This is a genomic window from Streptomyces sp. NPDC057616 (assembly GCF_042800575.1).
Lineage (GTDB): Bacteria > Actinomycetota > Actinomycetes > Streptomycetales > Streptomycetaceae > Streptomyces.
In genome coordinates this window covers 83,623-103,732 of record NZ_JBHVGU010000037.1, presented here as the reverse complement: position 1 = coordinate 103,732, position 20,110 = coordinate 83,623, and the positions used below count along the sequence as shown (strand labels likewise).

Annotated in this window: 15 protein-coding genes; 8 read left to right on the top strand and 7 right to left on the bottom strand. The window is 72.8% G+C overall.

Annotation, left to right across the window (positions count from 1 at the left end; translation table 11 throughout):
- Positions 1–142 precede the first annotated feature (142 nt).
- Both ACFU97_RS36000 and ACFU97_RS35995 read right to left on the bottom strand, forming a co-directional pair.
- A complete protein-coding gene (locus tag ACFU97_RS36000; protein ID WP_384264939.1) occupies positions 143–1,813 on the bottom strand; it encodes an FAD-binding dehydrogenase in 1,671 nt (556 codons plus the stop codon).
- A gap of 17 nt (positions 1,814–1,830) precedes the next feature.
- The gene (locus tag ACFU97_RS35995) at positions 1,831–2,469 is read right to left on the bottom strand and encodes a TetR/AcrR family transcriptional regulator (protein WP_384264937.1); all 639 of its coding nucleotides are present in this window, start codon (positions 2,467–2,469) and stop codon (positions 1,831–1,833) included.
- Between the two features lie 116 nt (positions 2,470–2,585).
- On the opposite strand from ACFU97_RS35995, the gene ACFU97_RS35990 reads away from it, so the two are divergent.
- From ACFU97_RS35990 to ACFU97_RS35980, 3 genes are all read left to right on the top strand, one after another.
- Positions 2,586–3,212, top strand: a complete 627-nt coding sequence (locus ACFU97_RS35990) for an alpha-ketoglutarate-dependent dioxygenase AlkB (protein WP_384264936.1) — start codon at positions 2,586–2,588, stop codon at positions 3,210–3,212.
- Between the two features lie 218 nt (positions 3,213–3,430).
- Positions 3,431–4,177 (top strand): MBL fold metallo-hydrolase, encoded by a 747-nt coding sequence (locus tag ACFU97_RS35985; protein WP_384264934.1) that lies wholly within the window; start codon positions 3,431–3,433, stop codon positions 4,175–4,177.
- Positions 4,178–4,218: 41 nt separating this feature from the next.
- Positions 4,219–5,454, top strand: a complete 1,236-nt coding sequence (locus ACFU97_RS35980; RefSeq protein ID WP_384264933.1) for a DUF4032 domain-containing protein — start codon at positions 4,219–4,221, stop codon at positions 5,452–5,454.
- Between the two features lies 1 nt (position 5,455).
- On the opposite strand, the gene ACFU97_RS35975 is transcribed toward ACFU97_RS35980, so the two are convergent.
- Positions 5,456–6,328, bottom strand: a complete 873-nt coding sequence (locus ACFU97_RS35975; RefSeq protein ID WP_384264932.1) for a universal stress protein — start codon at positions 6,326–6,328, stop codon at positions 5,456–5,458.
- Positions 6,329–6,390: 62 nt separating this feature from the next.
- On the opposite strand from ACFU97_RS35975, the gene ACFU97_RS35970 reads away from it, so the two are divergent.
- The 5 genes from ACFU97_RS35970 to ACFU97_RS35950 all read left to right on the top strand — a co-directional run bounded on the left by ACFU97_RS35970 (position 6,391) and on the right by ACFU97_RS35950 (position 13,414).
- Positions 6,391–6,747 carry a VOC family protein gene (locus ACFU97_RS35970; RefSeq protein ID WP_384264931.1) on the top strand — a complete coding sequence of 119 codons (357 nt, stop codon included), beginning with the start codon at positions 6,391–6,393 and terminating at the stop codon, positions 6,745–6,747.
- Between the two features lie 129 nt (positions 6,748–6,876).
- Positions 6,877–8,553 carry an FAD-dependent oxidoreductase gene (locus ACFU97_RS35965; RefSeq protein WP_384264929.1) on the top strand — a complete coding sequence of 559 codons (1,677 nt, stop codon included), beginning with the start codon at positions 6,877–6,879 and terminating at the stop codon, positions 8,551–8,553.
- On the top strand, positions 8,550–10,007 hold the full coding sequence (locus ACFU97_RS35960) for an ATP-binding protein (RefSeq protein ID WP_384264927.1): 1,458 nt from the start codon (positions 8,550–8,552) through the stop codon (positions 10,005–10,007). Before ACFU97_RS35965 ends, ACFU97_RS35960 begins: the two co-directional genes overlap by 4 nt.
- Complete coding sequence (locus tag ACFU97_RS35955; RefSeq protein WP_384264926.1) at positions 10,004–10,357, top strand: UBP-type zinc finger domain-containing protein; 354 nt, start codon at positions 10,004–10,006, stop codon at positions 10,355–10,357. The genes ACFU97_RS35960 and ACFU97_RS35955 overlap by 4 nt, the downstream gene beginning before the upstream one ends.
- A 102-nt stretch (positions 10,358–10,459) precedes the next feature.
- A complete protein-coding gene (locus ACFU97_RS35950; protein ID WP_384264924.1) occupies positions 10,460–13,414 on the top strand; it encodes an AAA family ATPase in 2,955 nt (984 codons plus the stop codon).
- Between the two features lie 2 nt (positions 13,415–13,416).
- Here the strand turns inward: ACFU97_RS35950 and ACFU97_RS35945 are convergent, their stop codons facing one another.
- The 4 genes from ACFU97_RS35945 to ACFU97_RS35930 are packed head-to-tail and all read right to left on the bottom strand — an operon-like array spanning position 13,417 to position 20,100.
- On the bottom strand, positions 13,417–14,652 hold the full coding sequence (locus tag ACFU97_RS35945) for an SGNH/GDSL hydrolase family protein (RefSeq protein ID WP_384264923.1): 1,236 nt from the start codon (positions 14,650–14,652) through the stop codon (positions 13,417–13,419).
- On the bottom strand, positions 14,649–17,015 hold the full coding sequence (locus tag ACFU97_RS35940; protein ID WP_384264922.1) for a glycoside hydrolase N-terminal domain-containing protein: 2,367 nt from the start codon (positions 17,013–17,015) through the stop codon (positions 14,649–14,651). Before ACFU97_RS35940 ends, ACFU97_RS35945 begins: the two co-directional genes overlap by 4 nt.
- A gap of 20 nt (positions 17,016–17,035) precedes the next feature.
- Positions 17,036–18,886 (bottom strand): alpha-galactosidase D, encoded by a 1,851-nt coding sequence (locus ACFU97_RS35935; RefSeq protein WP_384264920.1) that lies wholly within the window; start codon positions 18,884–18,886, stop codon positions 17,036–17,038.
- 26 nt (positions 18,887–18,912) lie between these two features.
- The gene (locus tag ACFU97_RS35930; protein WP_384264919.1) at positions 18,913–20,100 is read right to left on the bottom strand and encodes an ROK family protein; all 1,188 of its coding nucleotides are present in this window, start codon (positions 20,098–20,100) and stop codon (positions 18,913–18,915) included.
- Positions 20,101–20,110 lie beyond the last annotated feature (10 nt).

Sequence of the window (20,110 nt, the reverse complement as noted above, 5' to 3'; positions counted from 1 at the left end):
GGGGGGGGTGGACGAACCAAAGAAACAGGGGACCCCCCCCCCCGGCAACCCCCCGCGTGCGGGGGGTTGTTCAAAAAAAAACCGCCGGGGGGGTGTTGGTGGTGTTTCCCCCCCCCCCCCCGCGGCGTGAGGAATCGGCAGGTCAGGCGGTCTGTTGTGCCGCCGCCCGGCCGGCCGCCCGGCCCGAGAAGAGGCAACCGCCGAGGAAGGTGCCCTCCAGCGCGTTGTAGCCGTGGACGCCGCCGCCACCGAAGCCGGCGACCTCGCCCGCCGCGTAGAGACCGCCGATCGGCTCGCCGTCCCCGCCCAGCGCGCGGGAGTCGAGGTCGGTCTGGATGCCGCCGAGGGTCTTGCGGGTGAGGATGTTGAGCTTGACGCCGATGAGGGGGCCCGCCGCCGGGTCGAGGATGCGGTGCGGGGTGGCGACCCGGCCGAGCCGGTCGCCGATGTAGCGGCGGGCGTTGCGGATGCCCTGGATCTGGGAGTCCTTGGAGTACGGGTTGGCCAGCTGCAGGTCGCGGGCCTCGATCTGGCGGCGCAGCTCTGCCGCGTCGAGGAGCGGCTTGTCCGTCAACTCGTTCATCTTGGTGACCAGTTGCTCCAGCGTCGGCGCGGTCACGAAGTCGGCGCCCTTGCGCAGGAAGGCGTCGACCGGGCCCGGGGCGCCCTTGCCGAGACGGTTCCTCAGCACCGCGGCCTTGTCCTTGGCGGTGATGTCCGGGTTCTGCTCGGAGCCCGACAGCGCGAACTCCTTCTCGATGATCTTCTGGGTGAGGATGAACCAGGAGTGGTCGTAGCCGGCGATGTCCTCGGTGGTGCGCAGGTACTTGAGGGTGCTGAGGGTGTCGTAGCCCGGCAGGCAGGGGTCGGGCAGCCGGCGGCCGAGGGCGTCGAACCACAGCGAGGACGGGCCGGGCAGGATGCGGATGCCGTGGCCCGGCCAGATCGGGTCCCAGTTGCGCAGGCCCTCGGTGTAGTGCCACATGCGGTCGCGGTTGACCAGCCGTACGCCCGCCTCGGCGCTGATGTCGAGCATGCGGCCGTCGACGTAGGCGGGCACGCCGGTGACCATCCCGGTGGGCGCGCCGCCCAGGCGCTCGGGCCAGTAGCGGCGGACGATGTCGTGGTTGGCGCCGATGCCGCCGGTGGTGACCACGACGGCCTGGGCGGTGAGCTCGAACTCGCCCACTGCGTCACGGTTGGAGGCGACGCCGCGCGCGGAGGTGTCGTCGGCGAGGACCGTGCCGCGCACGCCGCGCGCCGCGCCCTCCTCGATGACGAGTTCGTCGACCTGGTGGCGGTGGTAGAAGGTCAGCAGCCCGTCGCGGGCGGCCCGCCTGGCGTGGTCCACGAAGGGTTCGACGACCCCCGTGCCGGTCCCCCAGGCGACGTGGAAGCGGGGCACCGAGTTGCCGTGCCCGTCGGCCCTGAGGTCGCCGCGCTCGGCCCAGCCGACCGTCGGCAGCAGCTTGATGCCGTGCCCCTCCAGCCAGGACCGCTTCTCTCCCGCCGCCCACTCGACGTACGCCCGCGCCCAGCGCACCGCCCAGGAGTCCTCGTCGTCCGTGCGGTCGAAGCGGGCGCTGCCCTGCCAGTCGTTCCAGGCCAGGTCGAAGGAGTCCTTGATGCCCAGGCGCCGCTGCTCGGGTGTGCCGACGAGGAAGAGACCGCCGAAGGACCAGAACGCCTGGCCGCCGAGGTTGGCGGCGTTCTCCTGGTCGACGAGCGCGACCCGCCGGCCCCGGCTGGTGATCTCGTGCGCGGCGACCAGGCCCGCGAGGCCCGCTCCGACGACGATGACGTCCGCATCCATGGCGACCGATCCTTCTCTCAGTGAGGGTCTGACGGGGAGGAGCTGCCGTCGGCCAGCAGCGCCGTGAGCAGTTGTTTGAGCCAGGCGCGGGCGCCGTCGACGTCCTTGTCCAGCAGCAGTTGGGTGGTGACGCCGTCGTAGGCGGCGACCACGGCGTGCGCCGCGCCCTCGACGTCCCCGAGGACGGCGGGCAGGGCGCCGAACCCCCGTGCCCGGCCGAGCCGTTGCGCGATCGCCGCACGCAGCCGCGCCCGGTGCTCCAGCAGTGTGGCGGCCACCCGCTCGTCGCGGGCGGCGTGCACCAGGAAGTCGGTCTTCACCAGGAGCCAGTCCAGGTCGAGGAGCAGCACCTCGGTGACGCGGTCGACGGCGGCGGGCACGTCGAGGTCGGGCCCGTCCTGGGCGAGGGCGCCCGCGACCTGGTCCGCGATCAGGTCGGCGCGCTGCCGGTAGAGGGCGAAGAACAGTTCGTCGAGGCTGTCGAAGTTGGAGTAGAAGGCGCCCCTGCTGTAGCCGGCGGCGACGCAGACCTCCTCGATCGAGACCCGTCCGAAGCCCTTGGCGGCGAACACGGCGAAGGCGGCGTCGAGCAGGTTGCCCCGGGTGCGGACCCGGCGCCGCGTCACGCGCCGTTCCGCTCGTTCCTCCACCGCCACGACCGCTCCCTCGTTCGATACGCGAATGTATCCGATACGGCGGTGTATCGAAAGAGCTCTGCCCGGTCCCCGTATTGATGGGAACACATTTTCGAATAAGGGAGTACGCTGGTCCCATGACCACGCACCTCCAGGGCTCGCTCTTCGACCAGACCGACCAGCTGCGGCTCGGGTCCCTCGACGGGATCCGCCGGACGCGGCTCGGCCACGGTGCCTGGATCGACGTCCTGCCCGGGTGGCTCGGCGGCTCGGACGGCCTCTTCGAACAGCTGGCGGCCGAGGTGCCGTGGCGCGCGGAGCGGCGCACGATGTACGACCAGGTCGTCGACGTACCCCGGCTGCTGGCGTTCTACGGGGCGGGCGACGGCCTGCCGCACCCCGTGCTGGACGAGGCCCGCGCCGCGCTGTCCGCGCACTACGCCCGCGAACTGGGCGAGCCGTTCACCACGGCCGGGCTCTGCTACTACCGCGACGGACGCGACAGCGTGGCCTGGCACGGGGACCGGATCGGGCGGGGCGCCCGCGAGGACACCATGGTGGCGATCCTCTCCGTGGGCGCGCCCCGTGACCTGCTGCTGCGCCCGGCGCGGGGCGGCGAGAGCGTGCGGCGCCCGCTGGGGCACGGCGACCTCATCGTGATGGGCGGCTCCTGCCAGCGGACCTGGGAGCACTGCGTACCGAAGACCACCCGCGCCGCGGGACCGCGCATCAGCGTGCAGTTCCGCCCGCACGGCGTGCAGTGAGGCGGAGAGGCGGCCGCTTCGGCTGCGCGCAGGGGGCTGCCTCCGGCGGACGGTGCCGGAGGCAGCCCTTCCCCCCGCCCGCGGCGCCCCGCACGCGCGAGCCGTGCGAACGGCGCTGCTGAGCTCGCACATTGGCCCGGACCCGCCGCTTCCGCGGCGGCCCGGGTCTGCTTTGCTGGTGCCGTCGGGCAGGGACCACATCACCACGCGGGGACATCATGCGGGCAAACGTGCGGCAAGTCGCCGACAGCATCCACCTGGTGCACGGCAGCAACACCAACTGGGTCATCCTCACCGAGGGGAACGAGATCACCCTCATCGACACCGGCTACCCCGGCGACCGCGAGCAACTGCTGGCCTCCCTGGAGGCGGTGGGCGGTGCGCCGGAGGCGGTCGCGGCGGTGCTGATCACGCACGCGCACAACGACCACCTCGGCTCGGCCGAGTTCCTGCGCTGCACCTACGGCACGCCCGTCTACCTCCACCAGGCCGAAGTGCCGCACGCGCGGCGGGACTTCCTGCACCAGGTGACCATCGGCCAGGTGCTCAGGAACAGCTGGCGGCCCGGTGTGCTGCCCTGGTCGGTGCACGCGCTGCGCTCCGGCGGCACGGCCCACGTGCCGGTCGCCTCGCCGGAGCCGTTCCCCACCACGGGCCCGCTGGACCTGCCCGGCCGGCCCGTGCCGGTGCACACCCCCGGCCACACCGACGGCCACGCGGCCTTCCACCTGCCGGACGCAGGGGTGCTGATCTCGGGCGACGCCCTGGTCAGCGGCCACCCCACCTCACGGATCGAGGGACCGCAGCTGCTGCCCGACATGTTCCATCACGAACGCGCCCGCGCCGTGGCCTCGTTGGACGTCCTGGCCGCGCTGGACGGCGACCTCATGCTGCCCGGGCACGGCTCCGCGTACCGCGGTCCGGTGGGTGAGGCGGCACTTCTGGCCAAGGAGCGTGCCCTTTAGGGTGAGGTGACGATCACCGCGAGGGCGAGGACACACCAGCCATGGCACTGCAGATCAGCGCGACGAACCCGGAGCATCCCGCGCTCCTGCTGGCCCTGCCGTGGCAGCTGCCCCTGGAGCAGTGGCCGGACGAGTACCTGGTCCCGCTGCCGCGCGGCATATCCCGCCACGTCGTGCGCTACGCCCGCGCCGGTGACGAGGTCATCGCCGTCAAGGAGCTCGCCGAACGGCCCGCCCTGCGCGAGTACGAGCTGCTGCGCGACCTGGACCGGCTCGGCATCCCGGCGGTCGACCCGCTCGCGGTCGTCACCGGCCGGGTCGACGGCGAGGGCCAGCCCCTGGAACCGGTGCTCGTCACCCGGCATCTGCGCGGTTCGCAGCCGTACCGCTCGATGTTCGAGACCACCATGCGGCCGGCCACCATGCACCGGCTCATGGACGCCCTGGCCGTGCTGCTCGTGCGGCTGCACCTGGCCGGGTTCGCCTGGGGCGACTGCTCCCTGTCCAACACCCTCTTCCGGCGCGACGCGGGCGCCTACGCCGCCTACCTGGTGGACGCCGAGACCGGCGACCTGCACGCCCGGCTCAGCACCGGGCAGCGGGAGTACGACCTCGACCTGGCCCGCGTCAACATCAGCGGGGAGCTGCTGGACCTGGAGGCGTCCGGGGCGCTGCACCCGTCCGTGGACCCGATCGAGTTCGGCATGGAGATCTGCGCCCGCTACCGCGGCCTGTGGGAGGAGCTGACCCGGACCTCGGTGTACCCGGCGGGCAAGTACCAGTACATAGAGCGCCGGATCCGCCGCCTGAACGACCTCGGCTTCGACGTGGCCGAGATGCAGATCGGGCACTCCTCCAACGGCGACACGGTCACCTTCGTGCCCAAGGTCGTCGACGCCGGGCACCACCAGCGCCAGCTGCTGCGCCTGACCGGGCTGGACGCCGAGGAGAACCAGGCCCGGCGGCTGCTCAACGACCTGGAGAGCTGGATGGCGACGCAGGACGACTACGCGCCCGGTGACCCCCTGGCGGCCCGCCCCGAGGTGCTGGCGCACCGGTGGGTCCGGGACGTCTTCCGGCCCACCGTGCGCGCCGTGCCCGCCGAGCTGCGCGGGTCGATGGACCCGGCGGAGATCTACCACGAGCTGCTGGAGCATCGCTGGTACCTCTCCGAGCGCGCCCAGCACGACATCGGGCTGGACACGGCGGTCGAGGACTACATCACGAACATCCTGCCCAAGGTCCGCGAGACGCTGCAGCCCACCACCGCCGAGTGACTCAGGTGTGCGGGACCACGGCGACCGGGCAGGGAGCGTGGTGCAGCACCCCGTGCGCGACGGAACCGATGCGCGCCCCCACGGCCGTACGGCGGGCGCGCCGGCCGACGACCATCAACTGGGCCCGAGCGGCCACCGACAGCAGCACCTGGCCGGCGCTGCCGATCTCCACGTGCTCGACCACGGGGACGTCGGGGAACTCCTCCCGCCACGGCTGCAGCGCGGCGGCGAGCGCCTTCTTCTCGAACGGCTCCAGACCGCCGGCCTCGTCCAGCAGGGCCATCGAGCCCGGGCTGTAGGCGAACACCGGCGGCAGCGACCAGGCCCGCACCGCCCGCAGGCCGGCGCCGCGGGCGGCCGCCGTCTCGAACGCGAAGCGCAGGGTCTCGGCGCTGTCCTCCGGCTCGCCCTGCTGACCGACGACGATCTCGCGCCCGCCCGCCTCGCCGGTCGGCTGGTCGCCGGCGCGTACGAGCACCACCGGCCGCGTCGCCCCGGCGATCACCTGCTGGCCGACGGAACCGAGCAGGAAGCCCACGACGGGACCGTGCCCGCGCGAGCCGAGGACCAGCATCTCGGTCTCCGCGGCCGCCGCGACCAGCGTCTCGGCCGGATCCCCCGCCACGACGTCGGTGACCACCTCCAGGTGCGGATTGCGCGCGGCGACGCCCCGGACCGCCTCGTCGAGCGCGTCGCGCACCCAGCCCGCCTGGGTCTCCTGGTCCGCCGCGTCGATCGCCTCGTACGGCTGGAACCGCCAGGCCTGCACCACCCGCAGCGCGCACCCGCGGCGGACCGCCTCCCGGGCGGCCCAGTCCAGGGCGGCGAGGCTCTCCTCGGTTCCGTCGACTCCCGCGGTGATCGGGCGCGTCATGGTCGGTGCCTCCCAGTGTCGTGGTCACGTCGCTCGGGATCAGTCTTCACTACGCTGCCGCCATGGCCTTGGAATGGGAACAACTCAACGTGGACGCCGGCGATCCCGTGGCCCTCGGGCGCTGGTGGTCCGAGGCGCTCGGCTGGGTCGTGGTGAACGACGACGCCGAGGAGTTCGAGATCCGGCCCGCGAAGGACCGGCTGCCGGGACTGCTCTTCGCCCCGGTGCCGGAGGGCAAGACGATCAAGAACCGCCTGCACCTGGACCTCCGCCCCGACGACCAGGAGGCGGAGGTCGCCCGGCTCCTCGCGCTCGGCGCCCGGCACGTGGACGTCGGACAGGGCGACGAGGTGACGTGGGTGGTGCTCGCGGACCCCGAGGGCAACGAGTTCTGCGTGCTCTCCTCCCGCCGCCCCTGACCCGGCGCCTGCCTTATGGCGGAGCGAAGCGGGACGATCGAACATACGATGGGCGGGAGCCGGCGCGGCGACCGCCTCAGCGAGCGGGCTCGTCGTGCCGTCGGTCCGACCACTCGGGGTGGGAGACGTATGGCACAGGCGTCCGACGCAGCGCGGACCGTCATCATGACCGTGGACGACGACCCGGGAGTCTCCCGAGCCGTCGCCCGTGACCTGCGGCGCCGCTACGGCGAGTCGTACCGGATCGTCCGCGCGGAGTCCGGGGAGTCGGCGCTGGAGGCACTGCGGGAGCTGAAGCTGCGCGGTGATCTCGTGGCGGTGATCCTGGCCGACTACCGCATGCCGCAGATGAACGGCATCGAGTTCCTGGAGCAGGCCCTCGACGTCTATCCGGGCGCGCGGCGGGTGCTGCTGACCGCGTACGCGGACACCGGCGCGGCGATCGACGCGATCAACGTCGTCGACCTCGACCACTACCTGCTCAAGCCCTGGGACCCGCCGGAGGAGAAGCTCTACCCCGTCCTGGACGACCTGCTGGAGGCGTGGCGGTGCAGCGACTTCCGGCCGGTGCCCAGCACCAAGGTGGTCGGGCACCGCTGGTCGGCGCGTTCCTCGGACGTGCGGGAGTTCCTGGCCCGCAACCAGGTGCCCTACCGCTGGTACTCCGCCGAGGAGCCCGAGGGGCAGCGGCTGCTGGCCGCGGCCGGACAGGACGGGCAGCGGCTGCCGCTGGTGATCACACCGGACGGATCGCCGCTGGTCGAGCCGGAGGCACCCGAACTCGCCGCGCGCGTGGGCCTGGCGACGACACCCGCCGCGGACTTCTACGACCTCGTGGTGATCGGCGGCGGGCCGGCCGGGCTCGGCGCCGCGGTGTACGGGGCCTCGGAGGGGCTGCGGACGGTGCTCGTGGAGCGGTCCGCGACCGGCGGCCAGGCGGGCCAGAGCTCGCGGATCGAGAACTACCTCGGCTTCCCGGACGGCGTGTCCGGGGCGCAGCTCACCGAGCGGGCCCGCCGGCAGGCGGCGAAGTTCGGCGCCGAGGTCCTCACCGCACGCGAGGTGACGGGGCTGGAGGTCAACGGAGCGGCGCGGACGGTGCGGTTCTCCGACGGTTCCGCGGTCGCCGCGCACAGCGTGATCCTCGCGACCGGCGTCTCCTACCGGCAGCTGGAGGCACCGGGCTGCAACGACCTGACCGGGTGCGGGGTGTTCTACGGCTCGGCGCTCACGGAGGCGTCCTCCTGCCAGGGCCAGGACGTCTACATCGTCGGCGGCGCCAACTCCGCCGGGCAGGCGGCCATGTACCTGTCCCGGGGCGCGAAGTCGGTGACGCTGCTGGTGCGCGCCTCCGACCTGTCCGCGTCGATGTCGTACTACCTCATCCAGCAGATCGCCGAGGCGCCCAACATCTCGGTCCGCACGCGCACCGTCGTCGAGTCCGCGCACGGCTCCGACCATCTGGAGCAGCTCACTCTGCGCGACATGGACACCGGGGCGACCGAACTCGTCGACGCGCAGTGGATGTTCGTGTTCATCGGCGCCGCCCCGCTGACCCACTGGCTCGACGGCACGGTGCTGCGCGACGAGCACGGATTCATCCTGGCCGGACCCGACCTCACCGCGGACGGCCGGCCGCCCGCGGAATGGGAGCTGGACCGCCCGCCTTATCACCTTGAGACCAACATTCCCGGCGTGTTCGTGGCGGGCGACGCACGCGCCGAGTCCGCCAAGCGTGTCGCGTCCGCCGTCGGAGAGGGAGCCATGGCCGTGATGCTCGTCCACCGGTATCTGGAGCAGTCGTGAGCGGGCAGTTGATGCCCTGCAGCCCGCAGGAGATCAGTTCGCTGTTCCTGTTCGAGAAGCTCACGCCCGAGCAGCTCGGACGGCTGTGCAGCGAGGGGAGGGTGGAGCAGTTCGAGCCGGGACCCGTGTACACGGAGGGGGAACCGGCCACCTGCTTCTACGTGATGGTCGAGGGCACGGTGGTGCTCTCCCGCCGGGTCGGCGCCGACGACGTCGAGGTGACGCGTACGTCCCAGCCCGGGGTCTACGCCGGGGCCATGCAGGCCTACATCGGGGACCGGGTCCGGCAGGTCTACAACAACTCGATGCGCGTCACGGAGCCGACGCGGTTCTTCGTGCTGCCCGCCGACACGTTCGCGGGCATCATGCAGGAGTGGTTCCCGATGGCGGTGCACCTGCTGGAGGGACTGTTCTTCGGCACGAAGAACACCCAGCGGGCCATCGGGCAGCGTGAACGGCTGCTGGCGCTCGGTTCGTTGTCCGCCGGTCTCACGCACGAGCTCAACAATCCGGCCGCGGCCGCCGTGCGCGCCACGGCCACGCTGCGCGAGCGGGTCGCGAAGATGCGGCACAAGCTGGGTGTCATCTCCTCCGGCGCGTACTCGCGCGACGCCATCACCAAGCTCATCGAGATCCAGGAACGCACCGCCGAACTCGTCGCCAAGGCGCCGACTCTGAGCCCGCTGGAGGCCTCGGACCGCGAGGACTCCGTCACCGACTGGCTCGAGGACCACGACATCCCTGACGGCTGGCGGCTCGCGCCCACGTTCGTGCAGGCGGGCCTCGACCTGGACTGGCTGGACCAGGTGGCGGCCGACGTCGACCCGGAGATCCTGCCGGGGGCGATCGGCTGGCTCAACTACACCGTCGAGACAGAGCTGTTGATGGACGAGATCGACGACTCCACCACCCGTATCTCGAACCTGGTCGACGCCGCCAAGCAGTACTCGCAGCTCGACCGCGCCCCCTACCAGAACGCCGACGTCCACGAACTCCTCGACAGCACCCTGCTGATGCTGTCCGGCAAGATCGGCCCGAGCATCGAGGTCGTCAAGGACTACGACCGCACGCTGCCGAAGGTCCCGGGCTACCCGGCGGAGCTCAACCAGGTGTGGACCAATCTGATCGACAACGCGGTCGCCGCCGTCAACAGCACTGGCGGAGAAGGCACGTTGACGGTGCGCACGGCGCTGGAGCACGACATGCTGCTCGTCGAGTTCCGTGACACGGGACCCGGCGTGCCGCCGGAGATCCGCGGCCGTATCTTCGACCCGTTCTTCACCACCAAGCCGGTGGGCGAGGGCACCGGGCTCGGGCTGGACATCTCCTGGCGGATCGTGGTCAACAAGCACCACGGCACGCTCCAGGTCGAGTCCGAACCCGGCGACACCCGCTTCCAGGTCCTGCTCCCGCTGACCGCGCAGGCCGACGAGACCCCCGAGGAGCCCGCATGACCAGCGCCAACGGAATCGACCCGAGCGTCCCGCCGAGCGGCGCCGGCTGCGTCGAGTGCGACGCGGCCGGCGGCTGGTGGTTCCATCTGCGGCGGTGCGCCCAGTGCGGCCACGTCGGCTGCTGCGACGACTCCCCCGCCAAGCACGCCACCGCGCACTACCGGGACACCGGCCACCCCGTGATCCAGAGCTACGAGCCGGGCGAGGGCTGGTTCTGGGACTTCGACAGTTCGCAGCTCTACGAGTCCGGTCCCGGCCTCGCACCGCCGGAGAGCCACCCGGCGGACCAGCCCGCGCCCGGCCCGGCCGGGCGGGTACCGGCGGACTGGACGAAGACGCTGCGGTCCTGAGCGGCTGACCTGCCGGGTGCGCTCACCGGGCGGTGCGGGGTCCCGCACCGCCCGGTGACGCGTGCCCGCGGCGCTGTCAGTGCTCCGTGGAAGGATGAATGCGTGTCCGAGACCCTCTTCACCACCCCTCTGGTCGGCCGCCGCGAGGACCTGGCCCGCCTTGCCGACGCGCTGCGGCGTGCCCGCGGCGGCGAGGCGGGAGCCGTGCTGGTCGCGGGGGACGCCGGGGTGGGCAAGACACGGCTGCTGGACGAGGTGGCCGTGCGCGCCTCCGCCGCCGGCATGACCGTGCTGACCGGGCACTGCGTCGACCTCGGTGACGTGGGCCTGCCGTATCTGCCGTTCACCGAGATCCTCGGCCTGCTGGCGGGTGACGAGCGGTTCGCCCCGGTGCTGGCCGCGCATCCCGCGGTGGACCGGCTGCTCGGCTCGGGGACGGACGCGGCCCGCGACCCGGGCGGGCGGCTGCGGCTCTTCGAGGGCGTGGCCGGGCTGCTGGCCGACGCCTCCGTCGTCGCGCCGCTGCTGCTGGTCCTGGAGGACCTGCACTGGGCCGACCAGTCGTCCCGGGACCTGCTGCGGTTCCTGCTCAGCCGGGGTGTCCTCCAGCGGCCGGCCGGCGGGGCCCCCACGCACCGCCTCGCCGTCCTCGCCTCCTACCGCGCGGACGACCTGCACCGCCGCCATCCGCTGCGCCCGCTGCTGGCCGAGCTGGTGCGGCTGCCCGCCGTGGAGCGGCTCGAGCTGCGCCCGCTGGCCGATCCGGAGGTCACCCGGCTGGTGCGGGCCCTCCAGGACCGCCCGCTGCCGGAGCTCACGGTCCGGCGCATCGTCGAGCGTGCCGAGGGCAACGCCTTCTACGCGGAGGAGCTGCTCGCCGCGACCGACCCGGCGGCGGGCGGCGTGCCCAGCGGGCTGGCCGACGTGCTCCTCATCCGCGTGGAGCAGCTTTCCGAGACCGCGCAGCAGGTGCTGCGCACGGCGGCGGTGGCCGGGCGGCGGGTGGAGCACGACCTGCTGCGGGACGCGGTCGGCCTGCCCGAGGACGAGCTGGAGTCGGCGCTGCGCGAGGCGATCGGCCGCCAGCTCCTCGTCCCCGGGGGCGGGGACACGTACGCCTTCCGGCACGCGCTGGCCCGCGAGGCGGTGTACGCGGACCTGCTGCCCGGCGAGCGGGCCCGGCTGCACGGCGCGTTCGCGCGACTGCTCGCGGGGCGCGGCCATGCCGCCGAGACCGCGGCCGAGCGCGCCCACCACTACCGCGAGAGCCACGACCTGCCCGAGGCGCTCGCCGCCTCCCTGGAGGCGGCCGACCACGCCCAGCGGGTGGGCGCGCCCGCCGAGGAGCTGCGCCATCTGGAGACCGCCCTGGACCTGTGGGCGTCGGTGGAGCCCGCGGCGCGCCCCTCGGGCGACGGCGTCGACCGGGTGACGCTCACCCTGCGCGCGTCGGCGGCGGCCGCCCATGCCGGCGAGTCGCACCGGGCGGTGTCCCTGACCCGCTCGGCGCTCGCGAGCACCGGCCAGGACACCGACTCCGAGCTCGCGGCCCGTGTCCGGTACACGCTGGCCGGGAACCTCATGAGCGTCGACAGCCTGACGGCCGCGTTCGCCTACAGCAGCGAGGCGCTCGCGATGATCCCCGCCGAGCCGCCGACCCGGACCTGGGTGTGGGCGGCGGCCACGCACGTCCTCGCGGCGCGCCACATCGGGGAGAACGACACGGCACGCCGGGTCGCCCGTCAGGCGCTGCGCGTCGCCGAGCAGTTGCGGGTCACGGACGCGCAGGCCGACCTGCTGATCTCGCTGGCCATCCTGGAGACCGGCGGCCGGCGCGGCGCGCGGGGCCAGGAGAAGCTGCGGGAGGCCCGGGAGCTGGCACGGCAGGCGGCGAACGCACCCGTGGAGATGCGCGCCCTGTTCAACCTCGCCGTCGGCTCCTTCGAGGCCGGCGATCTCGAGGGCTGCCTGCCGTGGGTGACCGAGGGCCTGGACCGCGCCCGCCGCGCCGGGCTGCTGTCGTCCCCGTATCCCCTGGAGATGCGCTATCTGCATCTGCTGGTGCTGTACACGCTGGGCCGCTGGGACGAGTGCGCGCAGGCCGCGGCGGCCGACGAGGCCGTGCTGCCCGCCGCGGGGGGATACACGGTGGGTCCCGCGCTGTACGTGGCGCTGGCCCGCGGCGACCTGCGCGCCGTCGAGCGGGCCCGGCGCCTGCTGGAGGGCCCTTTCGACTGGATGGCCACGCTGGTCGCGGGCATCGCGCTGACCGAGGCCGCCGTGCTGCGGGGTGAGCCGGAGGCCGCCGTCGAGCGGACGCGCGCCACGATCGACGCCCTGACCGACGACGCGGGCCACCGCCCCGACCTCACGGTCCGGCTGGCGGCGCTCGCCCTGACGGCGGTCGCCGACGCGGCCGTGGGGCTGCGGGCGGGCGGCGGCGAGGCCCACCGCTGGAAGGACACCGCGGACGAACTCGTCGAGCTGGCCCGGCAGACGGCCCTGCGCGACAACGACGGCACCCCGCAGGGCCCCGAGGGGCTGGCCTGGCTGGCCCGCGCCGAGGCGGAGTGGCTGCGCGCGGTGTCCGGTCCGGACGCGGCGGCCTGGGAGAAGTCGGTGGCCGCCTTCGGCTACGGCGACGTGTACGAGCACGTGCGCAGCCAGGTCCGGTTCGCGGAGGCGCTGTTGGTGGCCGAGCGGCGCGAGGAGGCGGCCGTCCAGGCGCGCGAGGCGCGGGCGGTGGCCGAGCGGCTCGGTGCGGCTCCCCTGCTGGAGCGGATCGACGGCCTGATACGCCGCGGCCGCCTCGCCGACGCCCCGCCGGACCGGGAGGGCCCCTCGCCGCTGACCGCCCGCGAGCAGGACGTGCTGCGGCTGCTCGCGCGCGGCCGCAGCAACCGCCAGATCGGCGAGGAGCTGTTCATCTCCGGCAAGACGGCCAGCGTCCACGTCTCCAACATCCTGGCCAAGCTGGGCGCCGCCAGCCGTACGGAGGCGGTGGCGATCGCCTACCGGCAGGGCCTGATCGCACCGGAGCCGACGGCGTCGGGCTGACCTCAGCGGCCGTCGCAGTCGAGACTCTTCAGGTCGACGGCGTCGGCCATGGCCTGCATGCCCTTGTCGGTGGGGTGCAGATGGTCGCCGCTGTCCAGGGCGGGCAGCATGCGTTCGGGGTCGTAGGGGCTGCGCAGGATGTGGTCGAAGTCGGTGACGGCGTCGAAGTCCCCGCTGCTGCGGATGAACTGGTTGACGTCCTGGCGTACCTTCTCGCCGGCCGCGTCCCACTCCGACCAGCCCTTGTAGGGGCCGACGGTGGCCGCGACGACGCACTTGCCCGCCGCGTGGACCCGCTCGGCGATCTGCCGGTAGCCGGCGATCAGGTCCTGGGCGGTGACCCCGGTGTGCGCCTTGATGTCGTTGACGCCCTCGAAGAGGAAGACGGTCCGCACGCCCGGCTGGGAGAGCACGTCGCGCTGGAGGCGCCTGAGCGCGCTCGGGCCGCCGCCGTCCGCGAGGACCTTGTTGCCGGAGATCCCCTCGTTCGCCACGCCCTGCACGTCGGTGTCGGCCGCCTGCAGCCGGCGGGCGAGGTAGTCGGGCCAGCGGCGGTTGAGGTCGCTGGAGGACGCCCAGCCGTCGGTGATGGAGTCTCCGAGGGCGGCGACGGCCCCGCTGCCGGCGAGCGTACGCACGGATACGGCGTCCAGGTAGAACCAGGAGCCGAGCACCTCCGTCCAGGGTCCGGAGCCCTCGTCGGCGGTGTGGTCGCCCTGGGCGGCGTAGGACGTCTGCAGGGCCATCCAGTGACCGGTCGCCGGGCCCGCCGCGTCCGGTGAGTGGATGCTGACGACGAGGTTCGTCGCGGCGGGGAGCTTGCCGGGCAGGGGGTCGCTCAGGGTGGCGCCGCCCGCGGGGACGGTGACGGAGCGGGCGCCGTCGAAGGTCAGCGGGCGGTTGCTGCCGTGGACCAGTTCGGCGCCCTGCTTCTGGACGCCCGCGTAGACGCTGTCGAAGGTCACCGGCCGGTCCCCGAAGGCGTTGGTGAGCCGGATCCGCAGGTCCCTGCCCGCCGCGCTGGTGTGCACGACGAGCCGGTAGGCGCGGCCGGCGACCGCCTCGCCCATGCGGTCGGCGCTCGCGGCCCAGGTGACCACGTCGCGGCGGTCCATGGGCGCACCCGTCACCACGAACTTCGGCTGATCGACGGACGCGTGCACCGGGGTGGCCTGGACGGCGCCGGCCAGCAGCAGGAGGGCGCCGAGGCGACCCGCACGGGCGAGGCGGGCCGTCACCGGGCGAAGTCCTTCAGCGTGACGGAGCCGCCGGGTTCCAGCGTCACGGATCTGGAGGTGCCGCCGTGGGCGACGGTCGTGGTGCGGCCGCCCACGCTGCGGATGCGCGCCTCGGTCGGCTTCCCGTCCCGCCAGCTCAGGTCGACGACGAAGCCGCCGCGGGCGCCGACGCCCCGCACCGAGCCCGACGCCGCCCAGGCGGCGGGCAGCGCCGGCAGGAGTTCGAGGTGGCCCGGGCGGGAGTACAGCAGCATCTCGGTGACGGCCGCCGGTGTGCCGAAGTTGGCGTCGATCTGGAAGACGCCGTCGCCCGGTCCCAGTTCGTAGATGTCGAACAGGTTGGAGGCGGTGCCGTTGCTCCCGTCGGAGGAGGGGCGCAGGTTGTTCACGACGAGCTGGTACGCCTTGTCGGCGTCCTTCAGCCGGGCCCAGCACAGGCTGCGCCAGGCGTTGGCCCAGCCGAAGCTGTTCATGCCGCGTGCGGTGAGGAGGGCGGTGGCGCCGGCGACGATGTCGTCCGGGGTGGAGCCGTCGGGGCGGATGCGGTCCCCGGGGAAGAGCCCTACCAGGGGCGAGAGGTGACGGTGGGTGGTCTCACCGAGGTTGTCGGGGCTCATCCACTCCTCCAGCCAGCCGGTCTTCGCGCTCACCTGCGGAAGGTACAACCGCTTGCGGAGGCCGGAAACCGTCGCCGCGTACCTATTGTCACACTTCAGCTCTGCCGCCGCAGTGCAGAAATGGCCGAACAGCGCCCACACGAGTTCCTGGGCGTAGGTGATGCCCTTGGCGTCGAGCGGGCCCTGTTCCGGCGACCAGTCGCTGTCGGCGATCAGGACCTCGCGGGAGGTGCCCGGCAGGGTGGTGGTGAGCAGCCGCGTCTCCCAGAACTCGCAGGCGCCCTTGAGGAGGGGGTAGATGCGCCTGAGGTGGGCGCGCGACTGCGTGTACTCGTAGTGCTCCCACAGGGTGTTGCACAGCCAGGCGTTGCCGGCGGGGTGCCACCACCAGCCGCCTCCGCCGTACGGGTTGGTGGAGATGGCGAGGGTCCAACCGGCGTTCCGGCCGCTGGAGTTGCGGTAGCGGTTGCGGGGGTCGTTGAACAGGCGGCGGGTGAGGTCGGTCCAGGACGGGAGCTGGGCGACGCAGTAGTCGGTGAGCGCGTCGAAGCAGGAGGACAGGCCCGCCCGGTCGGCCATCCAGTAGTTCATCTGGATGTTGATGTCGGTGTGGTAATCGCCCATCCAGGCCGGGTCGTTGCCGTCGAGCCAGAGTCCCTGGAGGCCCAGCGGCAGACTGCCGCGCGATCCCGAGATCATCAGGTAGCGGCCGAACTGCACGTAGGCGGCCTCGAGTTCGGGGTCGGGGTCGCCGGTCTCCGTGCGGGCCTTGATGCGCTCCCAGGTGTCCAGGGCGCGCTGCCCGGCCGACGACGTGCCGAGCGCGATGTCGAACTGCCCGAACAGGGCGTGGTGATCGGCGACATGGGTGCGCAGCAGGGTGTCCGCCGCGTGGGCGGCGGCGTCGCGGACCTTCGTGCGCGCCAGCCGCTGGGGGTCGAGGGTGGGGTCACGGAAGCCCTTGGCGGCGTCCGGCGCGTAGTTCGTGCCGCCGCCGACGACCACGGTGAGGTCCTTGCAGCCGGTGAAGTCGATCCGCGAGCCGGAGACCGTGACGCGGCCACCGGTGCCGTGGGCGGTGACGGCGGCTCCGTACTTCAGGCCGTTGGGCAGCGCGGCGCCGAACGCGGTCGCGGCGCCCTCTCCGTGGGTGCCCTCCAGCGTGACGGTCCCGGTGTACCGCCCGCCGCCGCTCTGCGTGAAGTGCAGGACGATCACGTCGTCGGGGCGGCTGGCGAAGATCTGCCGCTCGTACGTCACGCGTGAGCTCACGTACGACGTGGTCACCACGCCTCGCGCGAGATCGAGGGTGCGGCGGTAGCCGGACACGGCTCCGAGGTCGTGGTCGGGGAGTTCGACGGTCAGCCGCCCGAGCAGCGTGAAGGACCCGAAGTCGTCACGGCCGTAGGGGAATTGGCCGTCCGCGTCGAGCGTGTCGTTGAGGCCGCCGGTCCACATCGTGGCGTCGGTGATCAGCAGTCGCTCGCGGCCCGAGTCGTTGCTCGCGAGGGCGCCCAGGCGGCCGTTGCCGACCGGGAGCCCCTGCTCGATCATGGAGTTGTCGTCGGCGGGTGCCTGCCACCACAGCGTGTCGCGTGAACCGCTCGGGTACGAGGCCGAGTTGTCCGGGCGCTCCGGTGCGGCGTGGGCCGTGAAGGCGGGGAGGCCGGCCAGGGCGACGCCGGCGGTCGTGGCGAGGGCGAGCACGTCGCGTCTGGGCAGCGGGTGGGACGGATCGGTGGTCATGGCGGCTCCTACGAAGGGGGTCAGGAGGACTTGGGTACGTCGATCCGGTCGATGTCCGGTGCGTAGCCGTTGCCGCTGTCGAAGGTGATCGTGTGGGAGCCGGCCTTGAGGGTCAGCGGGACGGTCACCGTCTCGGCCGTCCCCCAGTCGCCGGTGGAGGGGAACTTGTGGGTCACCGCGCCACCGCCGTCGGCCGAGACGGCCACCGAGCGGGCGTCGCCGCTGACGTAGGCGATCCTCACCTGGTAGGTGCCGGCCTTGGGGACCGTGATGTCGTTGAAGGTGAGCTTGCCGCCGAGGTAGAGGTTGCCGACCTTCTTTGCGCCGGAGCAGGCGGAGCAGTCGGCGACGGAGGCGTTGCCCGCGAGGGTGTTGGCCGGGGACTCGGCCTCGTAGCCGGTGAAGGAGAGGGCCTGGCCGCGCGGGGTGACGGTGAACAGGCGCGAGCCGTGGGCGGGCAGCGCCTCGGTGACCTTGTCCGTGAGGGTGCCGAGGCTCTCGTGGTTCCACAGGTCACGGACGGCGGCCTTGCCGGTGAAGCCGAGGGAGGCCCAGGAGGCGGAGACGGCGGATGGCTTGTCGGCGAGGTTGAACAGGGCGACGGTGTAACTGCCGTCGGGGTTCTTGGCGGCCCACACCTGCTGCGGGTCGGAGGGCGTGAGGGGGCGCGCGGGCGGGGTGTCGCCCTGGTTGACGGCGATGACCTCCTTGTTGGTGAGGAGGGACAGGCCGTAGGAGTCGAGGCGGGTGAGGTCGTCGCCGGTGAACAGGGGGGACTTGGCGATGGCCCAGAGGGTGGCGTAGCTCTGCCGCTCGGCCTTCGTCAGGCCGTCCATCTCACCGCTGCCGACGTCGAGGGAGTCCAGGTCGTTCCAGCCGCCGGGTCCGGCGTGCCGGGTCCAGCCGGGGGCGTCGTCCCAGCGGTCGTCGACGGAGTTCTCCCAGCTGACCAGGGTGTTGCAGTAGCACTCGACGTCGGTGTCGATGCGCCAGCCGTTGGAGTACTTCTTCCAGTCGGCGGCGTGGCCGATGTCCAGGGACCAGGAGAGTTCCAGGTGGATCGCGCGGCCCGAGGCGGCGATCGCCTTGTTCCAGGCGGCCACGTCGGCAACGTTGTCGTACTGGTCACCGCTCTTCCCGGAGCCGGGGCCGACGCCGTCGAGCTTGAGGAAGTCGTAGCCCCAGCCTGCGATCAACTGGGCCTGGGAATCTATGTACTTCTGCGTGCAGGGACGGGAGAAGTCGAGCTTGTAGGAGCTGTCCCAGCCGTTGGTGGTGCGCAGGTCGCCGTAGACGATGTCGGCGGTGGTGCAGCCGTCGGCGTTCCAGATCGGCGACCGGCCGTCGTTGTACGCCTCCTTCTCCAGGCCGGCGGGCAGGTAGATGCCGGCCTTGAGGCCCTTGGAGTGGATGCGGTCGGCGACGGCCTTCATGCCGTCGGGGAAGCGCTTCGGATCGGCCTTCTGGCGGGCGTACTGGTCGTATTCGGGCTTCCAGGCGTTGTCGCGCCACCACCCGGCGTCGATGTTGACGTACTCGTAGCCGTACTTCTTCAGCTTGGCGGCCAGGGCGTCCGTCTGTTCGGTGACGTTGGCCTCGGTCAGGTAGCTGTAGTCGCCGTCCGGGTTGAGGCCCGGGTACTTGGACGACTGCATGCTCCAACTCGACCAGCCCATATAGGGCTTGGCGGCCAGGGCGGGCGCCGTGGTCGCGGCCTTGGCGACCGTCGCGGTGGTCGCGGTCGTCGCCGGCGACGCCGTGGGCTCGGCGTGGGCCGTGGGTACGGCGGCGACGGCACCGGCGGCGAGGGCCAGGACCACCGCGGCTCTCAGGGTGCGTGCGGGCATGGCGGAGTACGAGGATGACCGCATGGGTCGTACCTCCAGGGGGAGTCGGTTCAGCGGCTCGGGGGCGGGTCGTCGGGGGTGATGAAGGACTGGATCGCGGTGGCGGCGGCCCCGCGTGCCCACTCCTCGAAGGCGAGCGGGCGGGTCTGTACGTCGCAGTGGGCGGCGGAGCCGAAGGCGGCCGCGGCGAAGGAGCCGCGGATCTGCTCGGCGAAGAGGTCGTAGGCGGCGAGGCCCTCGCCGGAGATGATCACGCGTTGCGGGCCGAACAGGTTGGCCACGGTGGCGATGCCGCGGCCGATCGCCTCGCCCGCCCTGGCGTACGCCTCGCGGGCTCCGGCGACTCCCCGGTGGGCCAGGGCCACCGCCTCGGCGGTGCCGGTGACCTCGACCCCCGTGGTCTCACGGATCCGGCGGAGGATCGCGGCGTCCCCGGCGATCGCCTCCACGCACCCGCGGTTGCCGCAGTGGCAGGACGGTCCCGCGGGGTCGACGGTGACATGGCCGATCTCGCCGGCCACGCCGTGCGCACCGGCGACCACGCGGCCGTGCACCACCAGTCCGCAGCCGATGCCCGCGCCGACGGTCACCAGGGCGAAGTCGGACAGGCCCGCGCCGGCCCCGAACCACTGCTCGGCGACGGTCAGGGCGCGCACGTCGTTGTCGACGGTGACCGGCAATCCGGTCTCCTTGGCGGCGAGTTCGGCCAGGGGGACGTCCCGCCAGCCGAGGAAGGGCGAATAGCGTACGGCTCCTTCGGCGCGGTCGACGTCGCCGGAGACGGCGACTCCCAGGCCGAGGACGGGCGCGCCGAACTCCTTCGCCCCGGTCCGCAGTTCGTGCACGAGATCCGTCATCGCGGCCAGCACGGAGCTGTCCTGGCGGTCCGTCAGCGGCACGCGGCGGGCCAGGCGGATGCGGCAGCGCAGGTCGGTCAGCACGCCGATCAGCTCGCCCGCGGTCACCTTCACGCCGACGAACAGGGCGCGGTCGCCGTCGACCTGGACCAGGTTCGCGGGCCGACCGAGGGCCGGGGGCGCCTGCTCGTCCGCGGTCTCCACCAGGTAGCCGGCCGCCAGCAGCGGACGGACCGCCTTGGTGACGGCGGCCGCCGACAACCCGGCCCGCCGGGCGGCCTCCAGCCGGGTCAGCGGGCCCTGGGTCAGGACCGTGGTGAAGATCTGCGAGGCCGCCGGCGTGTGCGCCGGGAACGTCTCGGCAGGCGGGGTCGAGCGCATGGCTCGGGAA

What these genes read in the sequence shown, in the direction of transcription:
- ACFU97_RS35930 (WP_384264919.1), bottom strand. Translation starts at nt 20,100, where the DNA reads ATGCGCTCGACCCCGCCTGCCGAGACGTTCCCGGCGCACACGCCGGCG.
- ACFU97_RS36000 (WP_384264939.1), bottom strand. Translation starts at nt 1,813, where the DNA reads ATGGATGCGGACGTCATCGTCGTCGGAGCGGGCCTCGCGGGCCTGGTC.
- ACFU97_RS35970 (WP_384264931.1), top strand. Translation starts at nt 6,391, where the DNA reads ATGGCCTTGGAATGGGAACAACTCAACGTGGACGCCGGCGATCCCGTG.
- ACFU97_RS35940 (WP_384264922.1), bottom strand. Translation starts at nt 17,015, where the DNA reads ATGACCACCGATCCGTCCCACCCGCTGCCCAGACGCGACGTGCTCGCC.
- ACFU97_RS35965 (WP_384264929.1), top strand. Translation starts at nt 6,877, where the DNA reads ATGGCACAGGCGTCCGACGCAGCGCGGACCGTCATCATGACCGTGGAC.
- ACFU97_RS35980 (WP_384264933.1), top strand. Translation starts at nt 4,219, where the DNA reads ATGGCACTGCAGATCAGCGCGACGAACCCGGAGCATCCCGCGCTCCTG.
- ACFU97_RS35955 (WP_384264926.1), top strand. Translation starts at nt 10,004, where the DNA reads ATGACCAGCGCCAACGGAATCGACCCGAGCGTCCCGCCGAGCGGCGCC.
- ACFU97_RS35990 (WP_384264936.1), top strand. Translation starts at nt 2,586, where the DNA reads ATGACCACGCACCTCCAGGGCTCGCTCTTCGACCAGACCGACCAGCTG.
- ACFU97_RS35975 (WP_384264932.1), bottom strand. Translation starts at nt 6,328, where the DNA reads ATGACGCGCCCGATCACCGCGGGAGTCGACGGAACCGAGGAGAGCCTC.
- ACFU97_RS35935 (WP_384264920.1), bottom strand. Translation starts at nt 18,886, where the DNA reads ATGCGGTCATCCTCGTACTCCGCCATGCCCGCACGCACCCTGAGAGCC.
- ACFU97_RS35985 (WP_384264934.1), top strand. Translation starts at nt 3,431, where the DNA reads ATGCGGGCAAACGTGCGGCAAGTCGCCGACAGCATCCACCTGGTGCAC.